The sequence below is a fragment of the Sulfurimonas hydrogeniphila genome (genome assembly GCF_009068765.1).
GTDB classification, from domain to species: domain Bacteria; phylum Campylobacterota; class Campylobacteria; order Campylobacterales; family Sulfurimonadaceae; genus Sulfurimonas; species Sulfurimonas hydrogeniphila.
The window spans coordinates 142,534-158,797 of the sequence record NZ_CP035534.1; the positions used below are offsets into that span (position 1 = coordinate 142,534).

Sequence of the window (16,264 nt, forward strand, 5' to 3'; positions counted from 1 at the left end):
AAGTCATGCTTTAGCATAGAAAGTATGTGTTCCAAAAAAAGCAAAAGAAACGAAAAAAAAGTTTCAATACCATTAGGCTCTCAACGGCTTTTTCGGAACCCGTACTTCAGTGCGGGCTCAAAGTGTTAAAGTGCTGGCAACAGCCGGCACTGAAGTACCGGTTCCAAGACGATACCAAGCTTTTGCTTAAGCTAATGGTTTATCCTTTTAGTTTGGGCTGTACTGCTTGCGAGAGTTGTATGCGAAGTATCTGTCTGCATAATCACAAAAGCAACCAAGGTTCCTAAAATCATCTGCCAGGCAAATCCTATATGAATGCTAAATACATAGGGCTGTAAGGCTAATACACTCACAAAGCCTCCGACAAGGGCAAAAGGAACGGTCGCGGCACTTCCTCTTGTTGTAAAAACCGCCGAGAAAAAGACGCCTAAAAGTCCGGTGTAGGCAAAGGTCATTACCCCCAGGGCAAAACTGACAAGGGAGAGTTCACTTTCTCTTTGCCAAAAATAACTCACAATTGCCATAAAAAAGAGAATAAATGCAAAGATAAGTACGGCATTTCGGGAAGCTTTTAAAAAATGTATTTCTTTCGTATGGGGATCTTTTTGCAATTTCCACGGTCGGTACAAATCTTCAACGGCGACAGAAGCCATGGCACCCAAAACAGAGTTTGTGCTTGAAAGTGCTGCGGCAATGGCACCGACTGTTACAAGCCCTCTCAGTCCTGAGGGCATTTCATTGAGGATGTAATACATAAAAACGGTAATGCTCTCGCCTTGAAAATTCTGACTTACCGTATCCGTCTGGTAATGTACAAAAAGCAGTGCTCCGATGCCAAGAAAAAGCATGACAATGGGAATAGTCAAAACAATGGAGAGAATGAGTGACTGCGCAGCTTCGTTTTTGTTTTTACAGCTGAGTACGCGCTGGGTCATGTCCTGATCAAGTCCGAAAGCGGCTATGTTTAAAAGCAGCCAACCGCTAAAAAGTGCCATCATACTGAACTTCCCATCAAGTGAATTATCTATTACATGTAACTTGTTATGTGCTTGCAGGATTGCTAAAATATCTATATTGTGCAAAGAGAGATACAAATACCAAAAAACTAAAAGACCGGCACCGACATAGGTAAGGGCTTGAATGATATCACTGAAGATGATGGACTTGATACCGCCGAAGTAAGTGTAGGATAAAGCGCCTGCAATTAAAAGAGTGATGGCAACAAGCATATGAAAAAAGCCGATATCCAAAAAAAGTATCATACTCACAGCCAGTGCGCCGATGTAGAGCCGTGCCCCGCTCGCCATAATGCGTCCAAGCAAAAACATGATGCCTGCCTGCTTTTTGGCACGTTCGCCGTAGCGTGTTTGTAAAAGTTCATAGACGGTGACAACTTTGTATTTGTAAAATTTCGGGACAAAAACAAGGCTGATAAATACAACAGCCACCAGCGCAGAAAAATAAAACCCCAAAAAGGTAAAATCATGGACATAGGAAAATTCCGGAACACCCAAAAAAGTTGCAGCAGATTGAGAAGTAGCGATGATTGAGACGGCAACAGCGAACATTGGCATAGTATTTGAGCTGACAAAATAGTCTCTTGAGGAACTGATTTTGAATTGGGAAAAGAGGTAGGAACTGATGGCGAGCACCAGAAAATAAGCACCAAAAACAAACCAGTCAAGAGAAGAAAACCCGCTACTCATCGGCACCTCTGAGATGCAGGTCTGGCACACCTGCTCTTACTTCCTGCATAAAAAGTACCCCGGGATCTGCTTTTTGGGTTCTGTACCCTGCATCATGTTCCAGCCAGAGGGGATTGTTTTGCATTTTTGTGTATTCGTAATGCCCGATGAGGTAGGCAATGTCAGGATATTGTTGTTTGAGATATTTTACAAGGGCAATGTTTGCACGTACCTGCGCATCTGTTAAATCCTCTTTTTTGTTTGCCTCACCGCCGACGTTTTCTATGCCGATACTTGAGTAGTTGAGTCCGATGACATGGCGTGCCATAACATCATCTGGCATCAGCTGGTAAATTGTTCCGTCTCGGTCCACCAAATAGTGTGCCGAGACATTCAATGCCGAGGCGTTTGCTATATCTTTTCTGTCAGAGAGCAGTTTTTGCGGATCAAGTCTGGCAAAACTTTTGTTTGCATCCATCACGGCAGTCCAGTGCAGAACAATTATTTTTGGCTTTATTTTTATCTCCTTTACATGTAAGCCGTAATGTTTTTGAATATATGCCCGCGTTAATGCTTTACGCTCTTTTTCAAATATGACAGGCTTTTGTACAAGTCTGTTTTTGAAATGCAGATTTGTGATTCGTGCATTGGATGCTATAATTTTGCTGAGCGGAATCTTTTTATTTTTGACCTGCTTGAAAATAGTCTCAACTATCTCTTGCGTCGAATTGTGTGCAAGCTGATTGCCAAAGAGTAAAATATTCACCCCTGCATTGATTGCCAGAGTCAGGGCATCTTTGAGTGAATAATTTGCAGAGATAGCCTTCATCTGCATATCATCACTGATGATGACGCCCTGAAAGTGCAATCTGTTGCGTAAAAGTTCTGTATTTATTTTATAAGAGAGTGTTGCCGGATATTTGTCATCCAAATGTGCATTAAAGACATGTGCAGTCATAATTGCATCAGCCTTATGGGCTTTGATGAGGATTTTATAAGGCTCCAGTTCTTTTTTGCTCCAGGTATTTGTGATGTCGACAAACCCTTTATGGGAATCTCCGAGTGAGGAACCGTGCCCGGGAAAATGTTTTAAAACAGAAAGGACATTGTGGCGTGTCTGGGCGTCTATCATTGTCTGTGCATATTTTGCAACCTCTTTGGGATTGCTTCCGTAAGAACGCTCTAAGCCTACTATGACTTTGTTGTCTGGGTTGGTGCTTAAATCGAGTACGGGGGCAAAATTTACATTAATACCGCTGTTTTGGAGCATTTGAGCCTGAGCCTTGTAAATTTGCTGTGCTCTTTGTAAAGGCATACATGAAACGGCAGCAGCAGAGGGGATTTTGACAAAGCCGTATTGTGGTTTGAGCCTGCTGACCTTGCCGCCTTCCTGGTCGACGGCTATAAAAAGTGGTTTGTGTGCAAAATATTGTAAATGCCAGGTAAGTTTTTTCAGCTGATAGGGTGAGAGGATGTTTTTAACTCTTTGTTTGTCTGTATAAAACCGGTCAAAGAGAATCACACCGCCCAAATCATACTTTTGTATATCTGAAACTATTTGGGACGTCGGTTCTACATAACTTTCATCAAAGCCGACAATCAGCATGCGCCCTATCATTTTTTTGAGTTGCGTATCTGTAGGCACTGTGGCATGAAGCGTTATGTAGAGACTTAAAAAAAGTAAAAAGATGCGCATTATAAGTAATCCTGATTTAGATATGCTTTTGCAATACTCTATTTATATCATGAATAACATTAAACAAAAGTGATTTTGTATTTTCTTTTGTAATGGTGTGTGGTGCAAAATGGTCACTGACGACCTTTAAAATATGAAATTTTTCAATGGCAGGATTATGAACAACCGCCTCATAAAAACCAAAACTTTCCATATCAACGGGTGTTTCGTGTTGTATTGCGGCTGCTTCGTCTTTACATGTAAGCGTATGTTTGTCAGCGCAAAAGGGATAAACGGTATTGTGATAGACTACAGTACCTATTTCTAAAAGTTCTCCGATTTTATGCTGCTTTGGTGCACCGCAGATACCGACATTGAGATAAATGTCTTCTTTTGTAATGTCAAAATTGTCAATCAGCGTCTGCGTCGCAAGTCTGGCATTGTCAACCCCGATACCGCTGATAATGAGTCTGATATCTGTGTTTGTAAAAAGTGTATAGTTTTGCAGTTTGTTTTTTTTGAGTCTGTATTTGTCAACGAAGGCCTGAGCTTCAGGTTTGAGAGCGGTTACTATGTAGAGCATAGTTTTTCTTTTTTATTTTTTAAGCCTAAACTATACAATAGGAATTTCTAAAATTTGTCTATGCTTGTGATGAAGGAGCGTTTAATAAAAATTTAAAGCTACCTAATTGGTAGTGTAAATTTTTAATGAATGTTACTTTGTTACAATGATAGATGAAGTTTTTAATTCTCTATTGTATAGTTTAGGCTTTAGGTGCCTCTCTCCAGATGGCTGCGGCACATAGCGTACTAAGGCGTGCTGCTGTATTCCTACCCTGACACATTACCTCAGTGCACCATTGCACAGGTCTAAAGAGAAGCGGTGAAATTATAGCAGATTTTTCTTAATCTTCTCTATATTTTGAAATGCCGCAGGGCTGATTTGGTGTTGGCGGGTGCTCTTTTAGGTAGGTTAAATCTTCTAAAGTCTGGTCAAGTACCCGTTTTTGCTGCAAAATCGGCAGCATCAGATTGTCTTTTTCATTGAGCGGAATACTCCAGTCGAGTAAAATCTTTTGTACTTCGTCATCGAGTTCTTTGAGGGCATTTTTTATATGTTTTATGGAATTATCTATCATCATGGCAGAAGTATAGCAAAATTTTAGAAAAGTTTGGGTATAATTGCACTTCCAAAATTTTACGAAAAGGATTATCGATGCCAAAAATGAAATCGGTAAAAGGCGCTGTAAAGCGTTTTAAAGTGAAGAAGAACGGTCAGATCAAACGCGGAACAGCGTTTAGAAGCCATATTCTTACAAAGCAGGATGCAAAAACTCGTCGTAAGCAACATGCTCCAAAAGTAGTTGCCAAGTCAGATGCAAAAAACATTAAGGAAATGATCGTTAGCTAGGCTAAGAGTATCATTAATCTCCAATTTTCAGTAATTGGGCAAGACCACCCGAGAGTGGCACCCTGACTACATGTAAAGTAGCTGGGTAAAGAAACAAAAGGAAAGATATGCCAAGAGTTAAAACAGGTGTTGTTCGCAGAAGAAGACACAAAAAAATATTAAAATTAGCGAAAGGTTTTTACAGCGGTCGCCGTAAACACTTCAGAAAAGCTAAAGAACAGATAGAACGCTCATTAATGTACGCGTTCCGTGACAGAAAGCAGAAAAAACGTGAATTCCGTAAACTATGGATTATCCGTATCAATGCTGCATGTCGTTTAAACGGTATGAACTACTCAACTTTTATGAACGGACTTCACAAGTCTGGTATCGAACTTGATCGTAAAATTCTTGCTGATATGGCAATGAACGATGCGGCTGCATTTACTGCAGTTGTTAAAGCTTCTAAAGCTGCATTGGCAAAATAACCTTCTATTTCAAAAGCCTTCAGGGCTTTTGTTATTACTTACATATTACTTACAATCTTCTCTACGCTATATTTCAAATCTTAAGTCAGTATAATAAAATATTATATTTTTAAACACTCTGAGTTTTTAATATTGATTACACTTATCAGATACTGTTTAATTTTATTGTATATTGAATTTTTTTTTGATATAATCTTTAACTGTAAAAAAAAAGGATTATTTTATGACAATCAAAACAAAATTAGTATCTGTTGTTATAGCGGTTATTATTGTATTGGCATCAGCTATTACCTACGTATCTATTACAAAGTCCAAAGAGGCTATAGATAAGAGTGAATTTGATAAGCTTAGCAGTGTAGAGGTGTCTAAGCATGGGGAAATTGCAAATTATTTTGATTATCTTGGTGGTCTTCTTACTTCTTTGGCAGGGCAAGAAGGAACAAAAGAAGCTTTTGTTTCTTTAGATAATGGTTTTTATAAGCTTGAAAATGAACTGCACCTGGATATAGAAAAAGTAAAATCTACATTAAAGAAAAATTATAAAAATGAGTATTTGAATGCAGTAAATTATAATGTGCCAAATGCAGCAAAACCCAAACCGCTAGAAGAGTATTTACCGCGTGAAGATGATGCATTGGTTGCACAATATATTTTTATTGTAAAAAATCCTGCGAAATTGGGTGAAAAAAATAAAATGGCTTTTAATCCAAAATATGACAGCAGTTATATGCGCGCCCATAAAAAATACCATACTTCTTTTGATAAGTTTTTAAATTCTTTTAGCCTGTATGATATCTTTTTGGTAAATATGAGAGGAGATGTTGTTTATACAGATTTTAAAGAAAAAGATTTCGCGACAAATCTCAAAAAGGGTGTTTATGCAGATACAGGGCTTGCTAAAGCGTACAAAAAAGCCTTAAGAATGAAAGAAGGTGAAATAGCATTTGATGATTTTTCCCCTTATGAGCCAAGTTACAATTCTCCGGCATCTTTCATAGCAACACCAATTTTTATAAATGGTACCAAAAAAGGTGTCTTGATTTTTCAAATGCCTGTGGATGTTATAAATTCTATTATGCGTTTTAATGATGATTTTGAAAAAGCAGGGTTAGGAAAAAGTGGGGAGTGTTATCTCGTTGGCAGTGATTATTATATGCGAAGTAATTCCAGGTTTCAAAAAGAGATAAAAGATAAAGTAGTACAGGAATTAGGGACTACGATAGGAGTATGGAAAGTAAAAACGCCTTCAACTGAGGCAGTAATAACTGGAGAACGCAAACGCGGGCAATGGATTATAAAAGATTACAGAGGTATTTCGGTTCTTAGCGTTTACGAAGAATTAAGTATTTTTAATGGACAGGGAAAATGGGTAGTTGTGGCTGAGATTGATGAAGCAGAAGCCTTTGCCCCTGCCTACAAGTTAAGAAATTATCTTTTAATTATATCTTTAATTATCATTATTATCTCTGTTGGAATATTACTGTTTATGATCTATAAAATTATTATCAATCCTTTAAATAAAATTGTGCAATATATTCAGCATATATCCAATGGTGAAAATATTGATTTGACAAAAGAGTTGAAAATGAAAGGGGATGATGAAGTTTCGATTATTGCACAAAACCTTTCTCGTGTTATGTCACAGTTAAGAGATTTACTCTCTGAGGTTAAAGTAACATCAGAAGAAAATGCTTCAATTTCACAAGAACTTTCACAAAGGGCTATAAGTGTGGGCAAAAATGTTGAGAGTTCAGTGGCAATAGTAAAAGAAACAACATCAAATGCAAAAGAGATACAAAATGAAATAGCTACGGCAATCACAGAGGCTCAAGAATCGAAAAATGATATTATAAATGCAAATGAAAATTTAGAAATGGCGAAAAACAATATTATTTCTTTAGCATCAAAAATTCAAACAACAGCAGAATCTGAGTCAGATTTAGCACAAAATATGGAGACTCTTTCTCATGATGCGAGTGAAGTGAAAAATGTATTAACTATTATTTCTGATATAGCAGATCAGACAAACTTGCTTGCTTTAAATGCTGCTATAGAAGCAGCACGAGCGGGTGAACATGGACGTGGATTCGCTGTTGTAGCTGATGAAGTCAGAAAACTAGCAGAGAGAACTCAAAAAACACTCTCTGAAATTAATGCTACAATAAATGTTGTTGTCCAGTCTATAATTGATGCTTCAAATAAGATGATTTCCAATTCTGATGAAATTCAGGAGTTGGTAACAATCGCTCAAGATGTGGAAGAAAGAATTAATTCTACTGTCACGACTGTGAATAAGGCGGTGGATGCAAGTGATAGAACGGTTAAAGATTTCGAAGATACAGGTAGAAATGTAGGTGAAATTGTAGGAAAAGTCGAAGAAATTAATGAAATATCATCAACAAATGCGCACAGTGTGGAAGAAATAGCTGCTGCGGCAGAACATCTTAATGTAATGACAGATGAACTTAATATGAAATTAACAACTTTTAAAATTTAATAGAAAAATTGTGAGACCGTTTAAAGTTCTGTGTTAATCTTCCAGGTCCATTTGGGCCTGATTCTCAAAATCACTTCTTTCAACTCTTTTTTATTAAATTTATCTTAGAATGCACAACCTTGTGTTTTTTGGATACGGATTATGACATTACTAGAAAAGCGGAAACGCTGTTTAGCTGTACTTTTTGCAATAAAGATGAAAACAATCCATAGAGTATGCAACAAATGATTGGAAACAGTAAAGCAGAAATTTTGCCAAAATTTGAAGAACAGGAATTTGAAAATCTGATAGGTACCATACAGGATAATTTAAAAATCCTTAAATTTGTACTCAACAGTGTGCCGATAGGTATTTTTATATATCAGCCCAATATTGTCTATGCAAACAACTATACACTGCAGCATTTTAAAATAGACGCAAAAGAGCTTTTTTCCTATACTCCAGAGATGCTTCTTGACAAGAGTACCCCGCAGCATGTTCGCAAAGACCTCATAAGCAAAGATACCGGTATCAAAAACTACGAACTGAGATTAAATCGCCAATTCTAATATCAAGTGCAATTTCCACCTAATTTAACTAGCTAACTTTTTACTCATTTCACTAAAAAACACCTCATATGGAGTTTTGTATCCAGAGATTTTTCTAGGTCGATTGTTAAGTCTGTTCTGAATCATAATGATTTCATCCTTTGAGACATTTAAAAAGGTGCTTTTCTTGGGTAAATACTGCCTGATTAATCCGTTAGTATGCTCATTCAATCCTCTTTCCAAGGAGTGGTGTGGATTAGCAAAGTAAAAATCTGTGTTCAGTGCAGCTACTACTTGTTTATGATATGCGAATTCCTTGCCGTTGTCACTTGTAATTGTATGAGTGATCTTTTTCATTGGTGTGAGCATCTCTATAAGTGCTTGGGTTACTACTTCGGCATGTTTAGTTGGTACATTTTTAATGATAGCAAATTTTGATTTTCTGTCAACTACAGTAACTAAAAATCCTTTATGATCTTTACCAACTACAGTGTCAATTTCCCAATCTCCGATGCGAGACTTTTCCTCTACAATCTTTGGTCTCTTATCTATCATGACACGGTCTATAATAGTACCTCTTGCCATATAGTCATTACTTCGCTTATGATACTTCTTGTTTTTGTGTCGGAGGTACTGGTAAAGTTTACCACCATTCTTTTTGTTGGTATAAATGTAGCGATATATAGTCTCATGAACTACTGATACCCCGGTATCGAGTTTCATACGACCTGATATCTGTTCTGGTGACCAGTCCTGTTTCAGCTTAGCTCTGATATATTTCTCGATAGGTTTAGTGAGTGAGTATCTCTTTCTTTTTTGCATCTCAGTTTTTGTTGAAATAATCTGAGCTAGTTCTGCATTATAGCCTCTTATAGTATCATTATTTCTTCTAAGCTCTCTGCTTATTGTTGATGGGTGCACACCAAGTTCATTTGCAACTTCTTTTTGGTTTAATCCAGCCTTTTGCAAAGCTGAAATATGGTATCGTTTCTCTAGGGTTAATTGTTTATATCTCATGCTACTTCTTATTTTTTAGTTGAAATAGATTAGCAGGTTATCAGTTAACCCTACCTTTCAACTTACTTTTAAAAAATTGCACTTGATATTAGAATTGGCGAATGTAAAAGGTGTCATTTTAGATGTTATTGCCGTTTCGCAGACTATTGTCTACAAAGGCAAACCTGCAGGTATTATCTGGTTTATAGACAATACAAAGTTTAAAGAGATAAAAGAAGAGTTTTCTGAGTTGCTGCACTATTTGCCGATTGTGGCCTATAAAGTACGTATATTTAAAGACAAGAGTTTTCAGATAACTGTTTCAAAGGCTATAAAAAAGTTAACAGGATTTACTCCTGACGATGTCAGATCAAATTTGTTCTGGTGGCAGGAACATATTTATGAGGCAGACAGAGACAAAGTTTTAAAAGTACAGAATACCCTTGCCCAAAACCAGTATTTGCAACACCAGTACCGAATAGTGTGCAAAGACGGCTCTTATATCTGGATTGATGACCGGCTTGTAAATCTGAATCGCGGTGATATGATTCTAGATATTTTAGGTTTTTGGAATGAAATAACCGTACTGAAACTCCATGAATTTGCAAATCAGGCAATAGCTGAAATCAATCAACATTTTATTACACAAAGCGATGAAGAACGGATCCTGTTTTGTATATGCAAACATTTTGTTGAGAGTGAATTTTGTGAGCAGGTTGTTTTAACACGAAAGTCAGGAAAGAAATACCGTTATCCCGAGAATGATATAAAAGATTTTGTCATGCAAAAACATCTGAAAGTTGCTTATGCAGAAGAAGTTTTAAAAATTGTTTTTTATTTTCAAGCCAAAATAACAAAACCGGAAGTTTTTGAAGGTATTTTAAATATGTTTAAAAACAATGTGGAAACCGGGCTGAAGGCTCTTAGGGATGCAAGAAAACTGAATTATCTGACCTACCATGAGTTTCTTTGCGATTATCCTAATGATAACGCGCTTAGAAAAAAACTAAAAAAGTATAAAGAGCCTTTTGCTCTGCTGATTATCAATATACGTTCTTTTTCAAATATTAACCTTCTGTATGGCTTTTCATTCGGAAATAAAGTACTTTGTGCGGTGGCGGATATAATGAAAGAGAGTTTGGCAGTCACCGACTCTGTTTATCATCTTGCAGGTGATAAATTTTGTCTTTTGATTAAAGATGTGAACCAGCTCAAAAAAATTGCCAAGAAAATAGCCAACCAGTGTGCACATAGTATTTTTGTCAAGCAAAGGCACATTCCCGTCAGTTGCAGATTCGGCATAGCAAAATACCCTCAAGACAGTGAAAACAGCTTAGAAGTAAGAGATTTAGCGATGACGGCACTCTCTTATGCAAGCAAACACAAACAAGAGATAGCAGTATATGAGCCTAAAATGAAAGAGACGTTAAGTACATACATTGAGACGGAAACAGTACTCATTGATGCAATAGAAAATAATGCCTTTGCGCTGCATTATCAGCCTGTAATAGATGTAAAAACAGAAAAAATTCTGTACTGTGAAGCACTTATCAGGCTTAAAGATAAAAACAATAAGCAGATAGTGCCGGAGTATATGATACATGTCGCAGAAGAGCTTGGGCTTATTAAAAAAATCACAAAGATTGTTATAACAAATGTTGCAAAGCAGCAGCAGATTTGGCGAAAAAAAGGTTTACATGTAACGGTTGCCGTAAATATTTCTTCTTATGATGTAGAGAGTGAAGAATTTCTGGATTTTTTTGAAGAGACCATGACAAAGTATGGCCTGAACAATAAGAGTATAGCAATTGAAATTACAGAAAGAACAGCGGTACAAAATTATGCGGCAGCAGAAAAATTTCTGCAGATTATGAAACAGCTTGGCATATCTGTAGAGATTGATGATTTTGGAATAGCACACTCTTCACTGTCTCAAATAACGCAAATGGAATTTGATACACTTAAAATAGACAAGTCTTTTATTGATAAAATTATACAAAGCGACAAAGAGCGAGAAATTGTAAAGATTATAATTGAGATGGCAAAGGTTTTAAATGTTACAACTTTGGCAGAAGGTGTTGAGAGCAAAGAGCAACTTGAATGGCTTAAAAAGAATGGCTGTGATATGATACAGGGGTATTATATTTCCAAACCGTTGAGTGCTCAAGATTTTGAAGCATATTTTTCTTTAAGGGGCTAAGATTGAATACAGATCTGCAAAAACAGTATGTTCACAATGAATATATACAGACCTATTTTCGTCTTTTTTTTATTGCTGTATCGGTTATTGCCATTACGTATTATACTTTTGTTGAGCATGCGCTTAGTGTTGAAGTCTATAAGTATATTATGCTGTTTCCTGTTTTGATGCTGAGTTTAATTGCCGTATATATGTTTATAGTTTACAAATATCCCTATTTTCTCCAAAACCAACGAATTGTTTTTATGAGCTTTGTTGAAACAACAGCAACTGGTTATGTTATGTACCTGACAGGACCGCTTTCGGCATATTTTCCTGCTTTGCTGTTATGGTTTTGTATAGGGTACGGAGTACGGTATGGAGAAAAGATAGGATTTGTCACCTATGGTATAGTTTTAATTACCTGGCTTGTTCTGCTCAACACCAGCCCGTTTTGGATACAAAACAGAGCACTCGGTTTTGGCTGGTTTATTGCTTATCTGGTTATTCCTCTGTATTTTTTCAAATTGCTGCAAAAGCTTCATAGCGATGTGGAAACATTCAACTATAAAGCAACACACGACCCCTTAACAGGTCTTCCAAACAGGTTTTTATTTGATGAGGTGCTATATCAATACTTAAAAGGCAAAAACTTTGCGTTGATATTTGTAGATTTGGACGGCTTTAAAGAGATAAATGACTCTTTTGGACACCTCACCGGCGATAAAGTTTTAGTAGAAGCATCCAAAAGAATAGAGCAGATAACTGATTTTACCTCTCGTTTGGGCGGAGATGAATTTGTTTGTATTGTGACATATGAGACAAAAAATGAATTAAAAGACCGATTAGACAAACTTGTTGCAAATCTTCAAAAAAATTGTCCAAATGAGCATATAAATCTTTCTGCAAGTATAGGTGTTTCACTTTATCCGAATGATTCTTTGTCTGCACATGAATTAAAGAAGAAAGCAGATGCGGCAATGTACAAAGCCAAGGAATCCGGAAAAAACAGATATTTTTTATACAGTGAGCTTGCCAGTTAAAAAATATTTACAGAATCTTTTCAGAGAATCTTTCAATAATCTCTTTACATGTAACCGGTCGTGAAAAAAGATAACCCTGTCCAAAATCACAGTTTGCTTCAGCCAGAAACTCTTCCTGATCCTGTGTTTCGATGCCTTCGGCAACTATCATATATTCGAGTGTTTTTGAAAGCGCTATAATTGCTTCGATGATGACATTGTCCGAACTGCCGTTGGCTATGTCATCGACAAAAGATTTGTCTATTTTGATGGTGTCGGTGGGGAGTTGTTTGAGATAGGACATAGAGGAGTACCCTGTACCGAAGTCATCGATTGAAATTTTAAATCCGTAGTTTCTGAAGTTTTGCAAAATATCCATATTGGCAACGGTGTGCTCCATTATGAAGCGTTCAGTGATTTCAATCTCTATCTCATGCGGTTGGACATTGTGTTTTGCCGCTATGGCTAAAAAAGTTTCCAAAAGATTGGCTTCTTTAAACTGCAAACTGGAGACATTGATAGCAATGTAGTGTATGTGAATGTTTGCTTCTTTCATTTGATTAAATGCTTTGCAGGACTCTTCAAAGACGAAGTACCCAAGTGGGATAATCGTACCATTTTCTTCGGCGACAGGAATAAATTTGTCAGGGGTAACATTGCCAAGTTTTGGATTTTTCCATCGGACAAGGGCTTCAACAGAGTGGATGGTTTTTGTTTTGAGTCTGTATTGTGGTTGAAAAACCATAAAAAGTTCATTGTTTTGCAAAGCGTTACGAAGTGCCATGTCAATGTCGAGTCTGTGCTGTATGTTGCGTGAAAGTTCTTGTGTGTAGTAGCGGAAGTTGTTTTTTCCTGACTCTTTGGCAAGATACATCGCACTGTCGGCATGTTTTATGAGTGTCTGGGAATCTTCTCCGTTTTGCGGATAAACGGCTATACCGATACTTGCCGTAGTGATAAGCGAGTGCTCATTTACATGTATGGGTTCTTCAAGGTTTTTTATAATGTTTTGAGCGACTATTGCCGCATCGCTTGCAAGTGTCAGGTTTTCCAAAATTATAACAAATTCGTCACCGCCCCAACGGGAAATAAAGTCACTTTCTCTGAGTGTCGTTTTCAGTCTTGAAGCAACAGTTTTTAAAACTTCATCTCCTATGTCATGCCCGAGTGTATCATTAATGACTTTAAAACGGTCCAGGTCTATAAACAATACAGCCAAAATATCCTTGTTTCTTTTGCTTATTATGAGTGCATGTTGCAAATACTCTTCAAAGTTGACACGATTGGAAAGTCCTGTGAGCGCATCATGATAGGCAAGATAATCCGCTTTTGCCTGTGAAGTCTCTATCTCTCTGAGGTCGGTCTGCACTGCAGTATAGTTGAGAACATCGCCTTTGGAGTTTGTGATTTTTTTAATTGTTGACCAAAGAGGAATCAGTTCACCGTTTTTGGTTTTATTGACAAATTTTCCTTTCCATATACCGTGTTCTATCAGTTGATTCCAAAGATCTTTGTAAAAACTTGTATCCTGTACTCCCGAATGGAGAAACTTGAGACTTTTGCCTTTTACTTCAGCAAAAGAGTAGCCGTATATATTTGTAAAAGCACGGTTGATAGAGATAATTTTTCCCTCTGAATCTGTTATGATGATGGACTCTTCTGTATTTTCAAAAACACTGGCTGCCTGGGCGAGTTGTTTGTTTTTTTCTATATATTCTGTGATGTCAAGCTTAAGCGCAATATAGTTCACCAGTTTTCCCTGAAGAAAAATCGGAACGATGGAAGCCTTTTCGTATAAAAGAGAGCCGTCTTTTCGTTTGTTGATAAACTGTCCCTCCCATTTTTCCCCTTTGGCAAGTTTTGCATTGAGTTCTTCATAGAGAGCCGGGTCCTGAATATCTGATTTTAAGATTCTTGGATTTTGTCCCAGTACTTCTTGTGCTTTGTATTTTGTTGTTTTTTCAAATGTTTCGTTGACATAGACGATATTTCTTTGTGCATCTGTGATGACTACAATGTTGTCACTGTGTTCTATGGCATATTTAAATGCCAAAAGTTCTTTTTTTGTTTTGTTTGACTGAAGATGTGAAAAAATAAGTATAAATAAAATCGAAACAGTTACAAGGAAAAATACTATCATCAGCCATGTCTGGTGCTGCAAGTCTTTTTCATAGTCAAGTGTTATATGACGCTTGAGTGCTTCGAGTTGCCTGTAAAGCGGATTTGTCTGTACTTCTTGTGAAACCTCTTTGAGTGATTGGAGTGTTTGGAGCATTACTTTTGCGTGCATATAAAAAGTATAAAGATATTGACTGTTTTTATTGCGGGCAATTATTTTAAGTTCATGAAGCTTTTTTTGTATGGTTTTTTTATCTATATATTCACTTGAAGCATATCGTAAGATATAAAAAAGAGCCTCATTTGTAAGGTTCTTTGCCTGAAGAGAAATATCAGCTGCATTGGAAATTGTCGTATGCAGACCAAAAAGAAAATGGGAGCTGTTTATAAGAGCAGAGTTTTGTGCTTTGAAGTATTCTAAATCATCAGCTTTTTTTTGAAAGTTTTGTGCAATTTTTTCTAAAAGAGGTGCAGTGTTTTTATTGTATTTTTGCATATCCTGACGCAGGCTTTTTAAAATTTTCTCAAATTGTTTTTTTTGCTGGTCAACTGTATCATAATTTGTGAATTTATTTGCAGTGAATGTAAAGTCATTGAGTTCTCTGTCTATAAGTTGCAGTTGGGTTATTTTATTGCTTTGGAGTGAAAAATGACTCATGTTTTCTTTGATTTTGTAGCCGTTTACAAACATTATAAAAACAAAAAGGATGAAAACAAAGAGAATGAATGTAGTTTTATCGGTATGCTTTAACTTTTCTATCATTCTGGCTCAATATTTTTAGGAAGTTCACCGTTGAGAGACTGTAAAAAAGCAGTTATTTTCGCAATCTCCTCTTTTGTAATGTGACGACCGAGTTGATACTGAGACATAATTTCTACCGCTTTTTTCAAATCATAGGTACGCCCGTCATGGAAATAGGGTGCCGTCCTTGCAATATTTCGAAGCGAGGGGACTTTAAAAAAGTATTTGTCCCGCTCTTTATGGGTAATATTGTATCTTCCCAGCCACTCGGAATTTGATTCATTGAAGATACCAAATTTGTTATAAAGATTGCCGCCAATGTTCTCTCCGTGATGGCAGCTTACACACCCCTTTGACTTAAAAAGTTCGTATCCCTCTTTTTCTTTTTGAGTGAGAGCACTTTTATCACCCCTGAGATATCTGTCAAAGCGGGAGTTTGGCGTGATGAGTGTTTTTTCATATTCCGCGATGGCATCTGTAATATTATTTTTGGTAATACCGTCATTATAAATTGCATCAAAAAGTTTTTTGTATTTGCTTTTTTTGAGTTTTGGTATGATCTCTTCAAAGCTAGAACCCATTTCAACAGGATTTTCAATAGGTCCAATGGCCTGTTCCTGCAGATTTTTTGCCCGACCGTCCCAAAACTGTCGAAAATTAAAAACAGCATTATAAACAGTAGGCGCATTCACTGAGCCTTCTTGCCCTTGAATACCAAAAGAGAATTTTAACCCGTCATCTCCGCCATTGTGCAAATCGTGGCAGCTTGCACAGCTGATAGTATTATCATGCGATAAAATAGGATCAAAAAAGAGCACTTGACCGAGTTTTGCCTTTGCCTGATTGACCTGTACACTTTGCGGTAAAGGTGTAATAGGCTCATTTGCCGTTAGCAAAGTAACATAAAAAGAGAAGATGAGAATTATTATTTTATACATACTGTAA

General features: G+C 36.9%; 13 protein-coding genes and 1 other RNA gene. 6 read left to right on the plus strand and 8 right to left on the minus strand.

Annotation, left to right across the window (positions count from 1 at the left end; translation table 11 throughout):
* Positions 1 to 191: 191 nt before the first annotated feature.
* The 5 genes from ETP70_RS00740 to ETP70_RS00760 all read right to left on the minus strand — a co-directional run bounded on the left by ETP70_RS00740 (position 192) and on the right by ETP70_RS00760 (position 4,502).
* Positions 192 to 1,706, minus strand: a complete 1,515-nt coding sequence (locus ETP70_RS00740) for a sodium:solute symporter (protein ID WP_151899374.1) — start codon at positions 1,704 to 1,706, stop codon at positions 192 to 194.
* Positions 1,699 to 3,381 carry a glycoside hydrolase family 3 N-terminal domain-containing protein gene (locus ETP70_RS00745; protein WP_151899375.1) on the minus strand — a complete coding sequence of 561 codons (1,683 nt, stop codon included), beginning with the start codon at positions 3,379 to 3,381 and terminating at the stop codon, positions 1,699 to 1,701. The genes ETP70_RS00740 and ETP70_RS00745 overlap by 8 nt, the downstream gene beginning before the upstream one ends.
* Before the next feature lie 16 nt (positions 3,382 to 3,397).
* Positions 3,398 to 3,943: a 5'-methylthioadenosine/S-adenosylhomocysteine nucleosidase family protein gene (locus ETP70_RS00750; RefSeq protein WP_151899376.1), complete on the minus strand. Its 546-nt coding sequence runs from the start codon at positions 3,941 to 3,943 to the stop codon at positions 3,398 to 3,400.
* A gap of 196 nt (positions 3,944 to 4,139) precedes the next feature.
* Positions 4,140 to 4,237, minus strand: an RNA gene (ffs, locus tag ETP70_RS00755) — signal recognition particle sRNA small type.
* A 28-nt stretch (positions 4,238 to 4,265) separates the two neighbouring features.
* Positions 4,266 to 4,502: a hypothetical protein gene (locus ETP70_RS00760; RefSeq protein WP_230973287.1), complete on the minus strand. Its 237-nt coding sequence runs from the start codon at positions 4,500 to 4,502 to the stop codon at positions 4,266 to 4,268.
* 74 nt (positions 4,503 to 4,576) lie between these two features.
* On the opposite strand from ETP70_RS00760, the gene rpmI reads away from it, so the two are divergent.
* The 4 genes from rpmI (at position 4,577) to ETP70_RS00780 (ending at position 8,283) form a co-directional block, all read left to right on the plus strand.
* Complete coding sequence (rpmI, locus tag ETP70_RS00765; protein ID WP_151899377.1) at positions 4,577 to 4,771, plus strand: 50S ribosomal protein L35; 195 nt, start codon at positions 4,577 to 4,579, stop codon at positions 4,769 to 4,771.
* Between the two features lie 107 nt (positions 4,772 to 4,878).
* Positions 4,879 to 5,238 (plus strand): 50S ribosomal protein L20, encoded by a 360-nt coding sequence (rplT, locus tag ETP70_RS00770; protein ID WP_151899378.1) that lies wholly within the window; start codon positions 4,879 to 4,881, stop codon positions 5,236 to 5,238.
* A 223-nt stretch (positions 5,239 to 5,461) separates the two neighbouring features.
* A complete protein-coding gene (locus ETP70_RS00775) occupies positions 5,462 to 7,735 on the plus strand; it encodes a methyl-accepting chemotaxis protein (RefSeq protein ID WP_151899379.1) in 2,274 nt (757 codons plus the stop codon).
* A gap of 224 nt (positions 7,736 to 7,959) precedes the next feature.
* Positions 7,960 to 8,283 carry a hypothetical protein gene (locus ETP70_RS00780; protein WP_151899380.1) on the plus strand — a complete coding sequence of 108 codons (324 nt, stop codon included), beginning with the start codon at positions 7,960 to 7,962 and terminating at the stop codon, positions 8,281 to 8,283.
* Positions 8,284 to 8,307: 24 nt separating this feature from the next.
* Here ETP70_RS00780 and ETP70_RS00785 read toward each other — a convergent pair whose 3' ends face one another.
* Positions 8,308 to 9,279 carry an IS30 family transposase gene (locus tag ETP70_RS00785; protein WP_151899381.1) on the minus strand — a complete coding sequence of 324 codons (972 nt, stop codon included), beginning with the start codon at positions 9,277 to 9,279 and terminating at the stop codon, positions 8,308 to 8,310.
* Between the two features lie 82 nt (positions 9,280 to 9,361).
* On the opposite strand from ETP70_RS00785, the gene ETP70_RS00790 reads away from it, so the two are divergent.
* Entirely contained in the window at positions 9,362 to 11,458 is a 2,097-nt protein-coding gene (locus ETP70_RS00790; RefSeq protein ID WP_151899382.1) for an EAL domain-containing protein, read from the plus strand.
* Between the two features lie 2 nt (positions 11,459 to 11,460).
* Positions 11,461 to 12,480, plus strand: a complete 1,020-nt coding sequence (locus ETP70_RS00795) for a GGDEF domain-containing protein (protein ID WP_151899383.1) — start codon at positions 11,461 to 11,463, stop codon at positions 12,478 to 12,480.
* Positions 12,481 to 12,487: 7 nt separating this feature from the next.
* Here ETP70_RS00795 and ETP70_RS00800 read toward each other — a convergent pair whose 3' ends face one another.
* Both ETP70_RS00800 and ETP70_RS00805 read right to left on the minus strand, forming a co-directional pair.
* Positions 12,488 to 15,340 carry an EAL domain-containing protein gene (locus tag ETP70_RS00800; RefSeq protein ID WP_151899384.1) on the minus strand — a complete coding sequence of 951 codons (2,853 nt, stop codon included), beginning with the start codon at positions 15,338 to 15,340 and terminating at the stop codon, positions 12,488 to 12,490.
* On the minus strand, positions 15,337 to 16,257 hold the full coding sequence (locus ETP70_RS00805) for a cytochrome-c peroxidase (protein WP_151899385.1): 921 nt from the start codon (positions 16,255 to 16,257) through the stop codon (positions 15,337 to 15,339). The genes ETP70_RS00800 and ETP70_RS00805 overlap by 4 nt, the downstream gene beginning before the upstream one ends.
* Positions 16,258 to 16,264 lie beyond the last annotated feature (7 nt).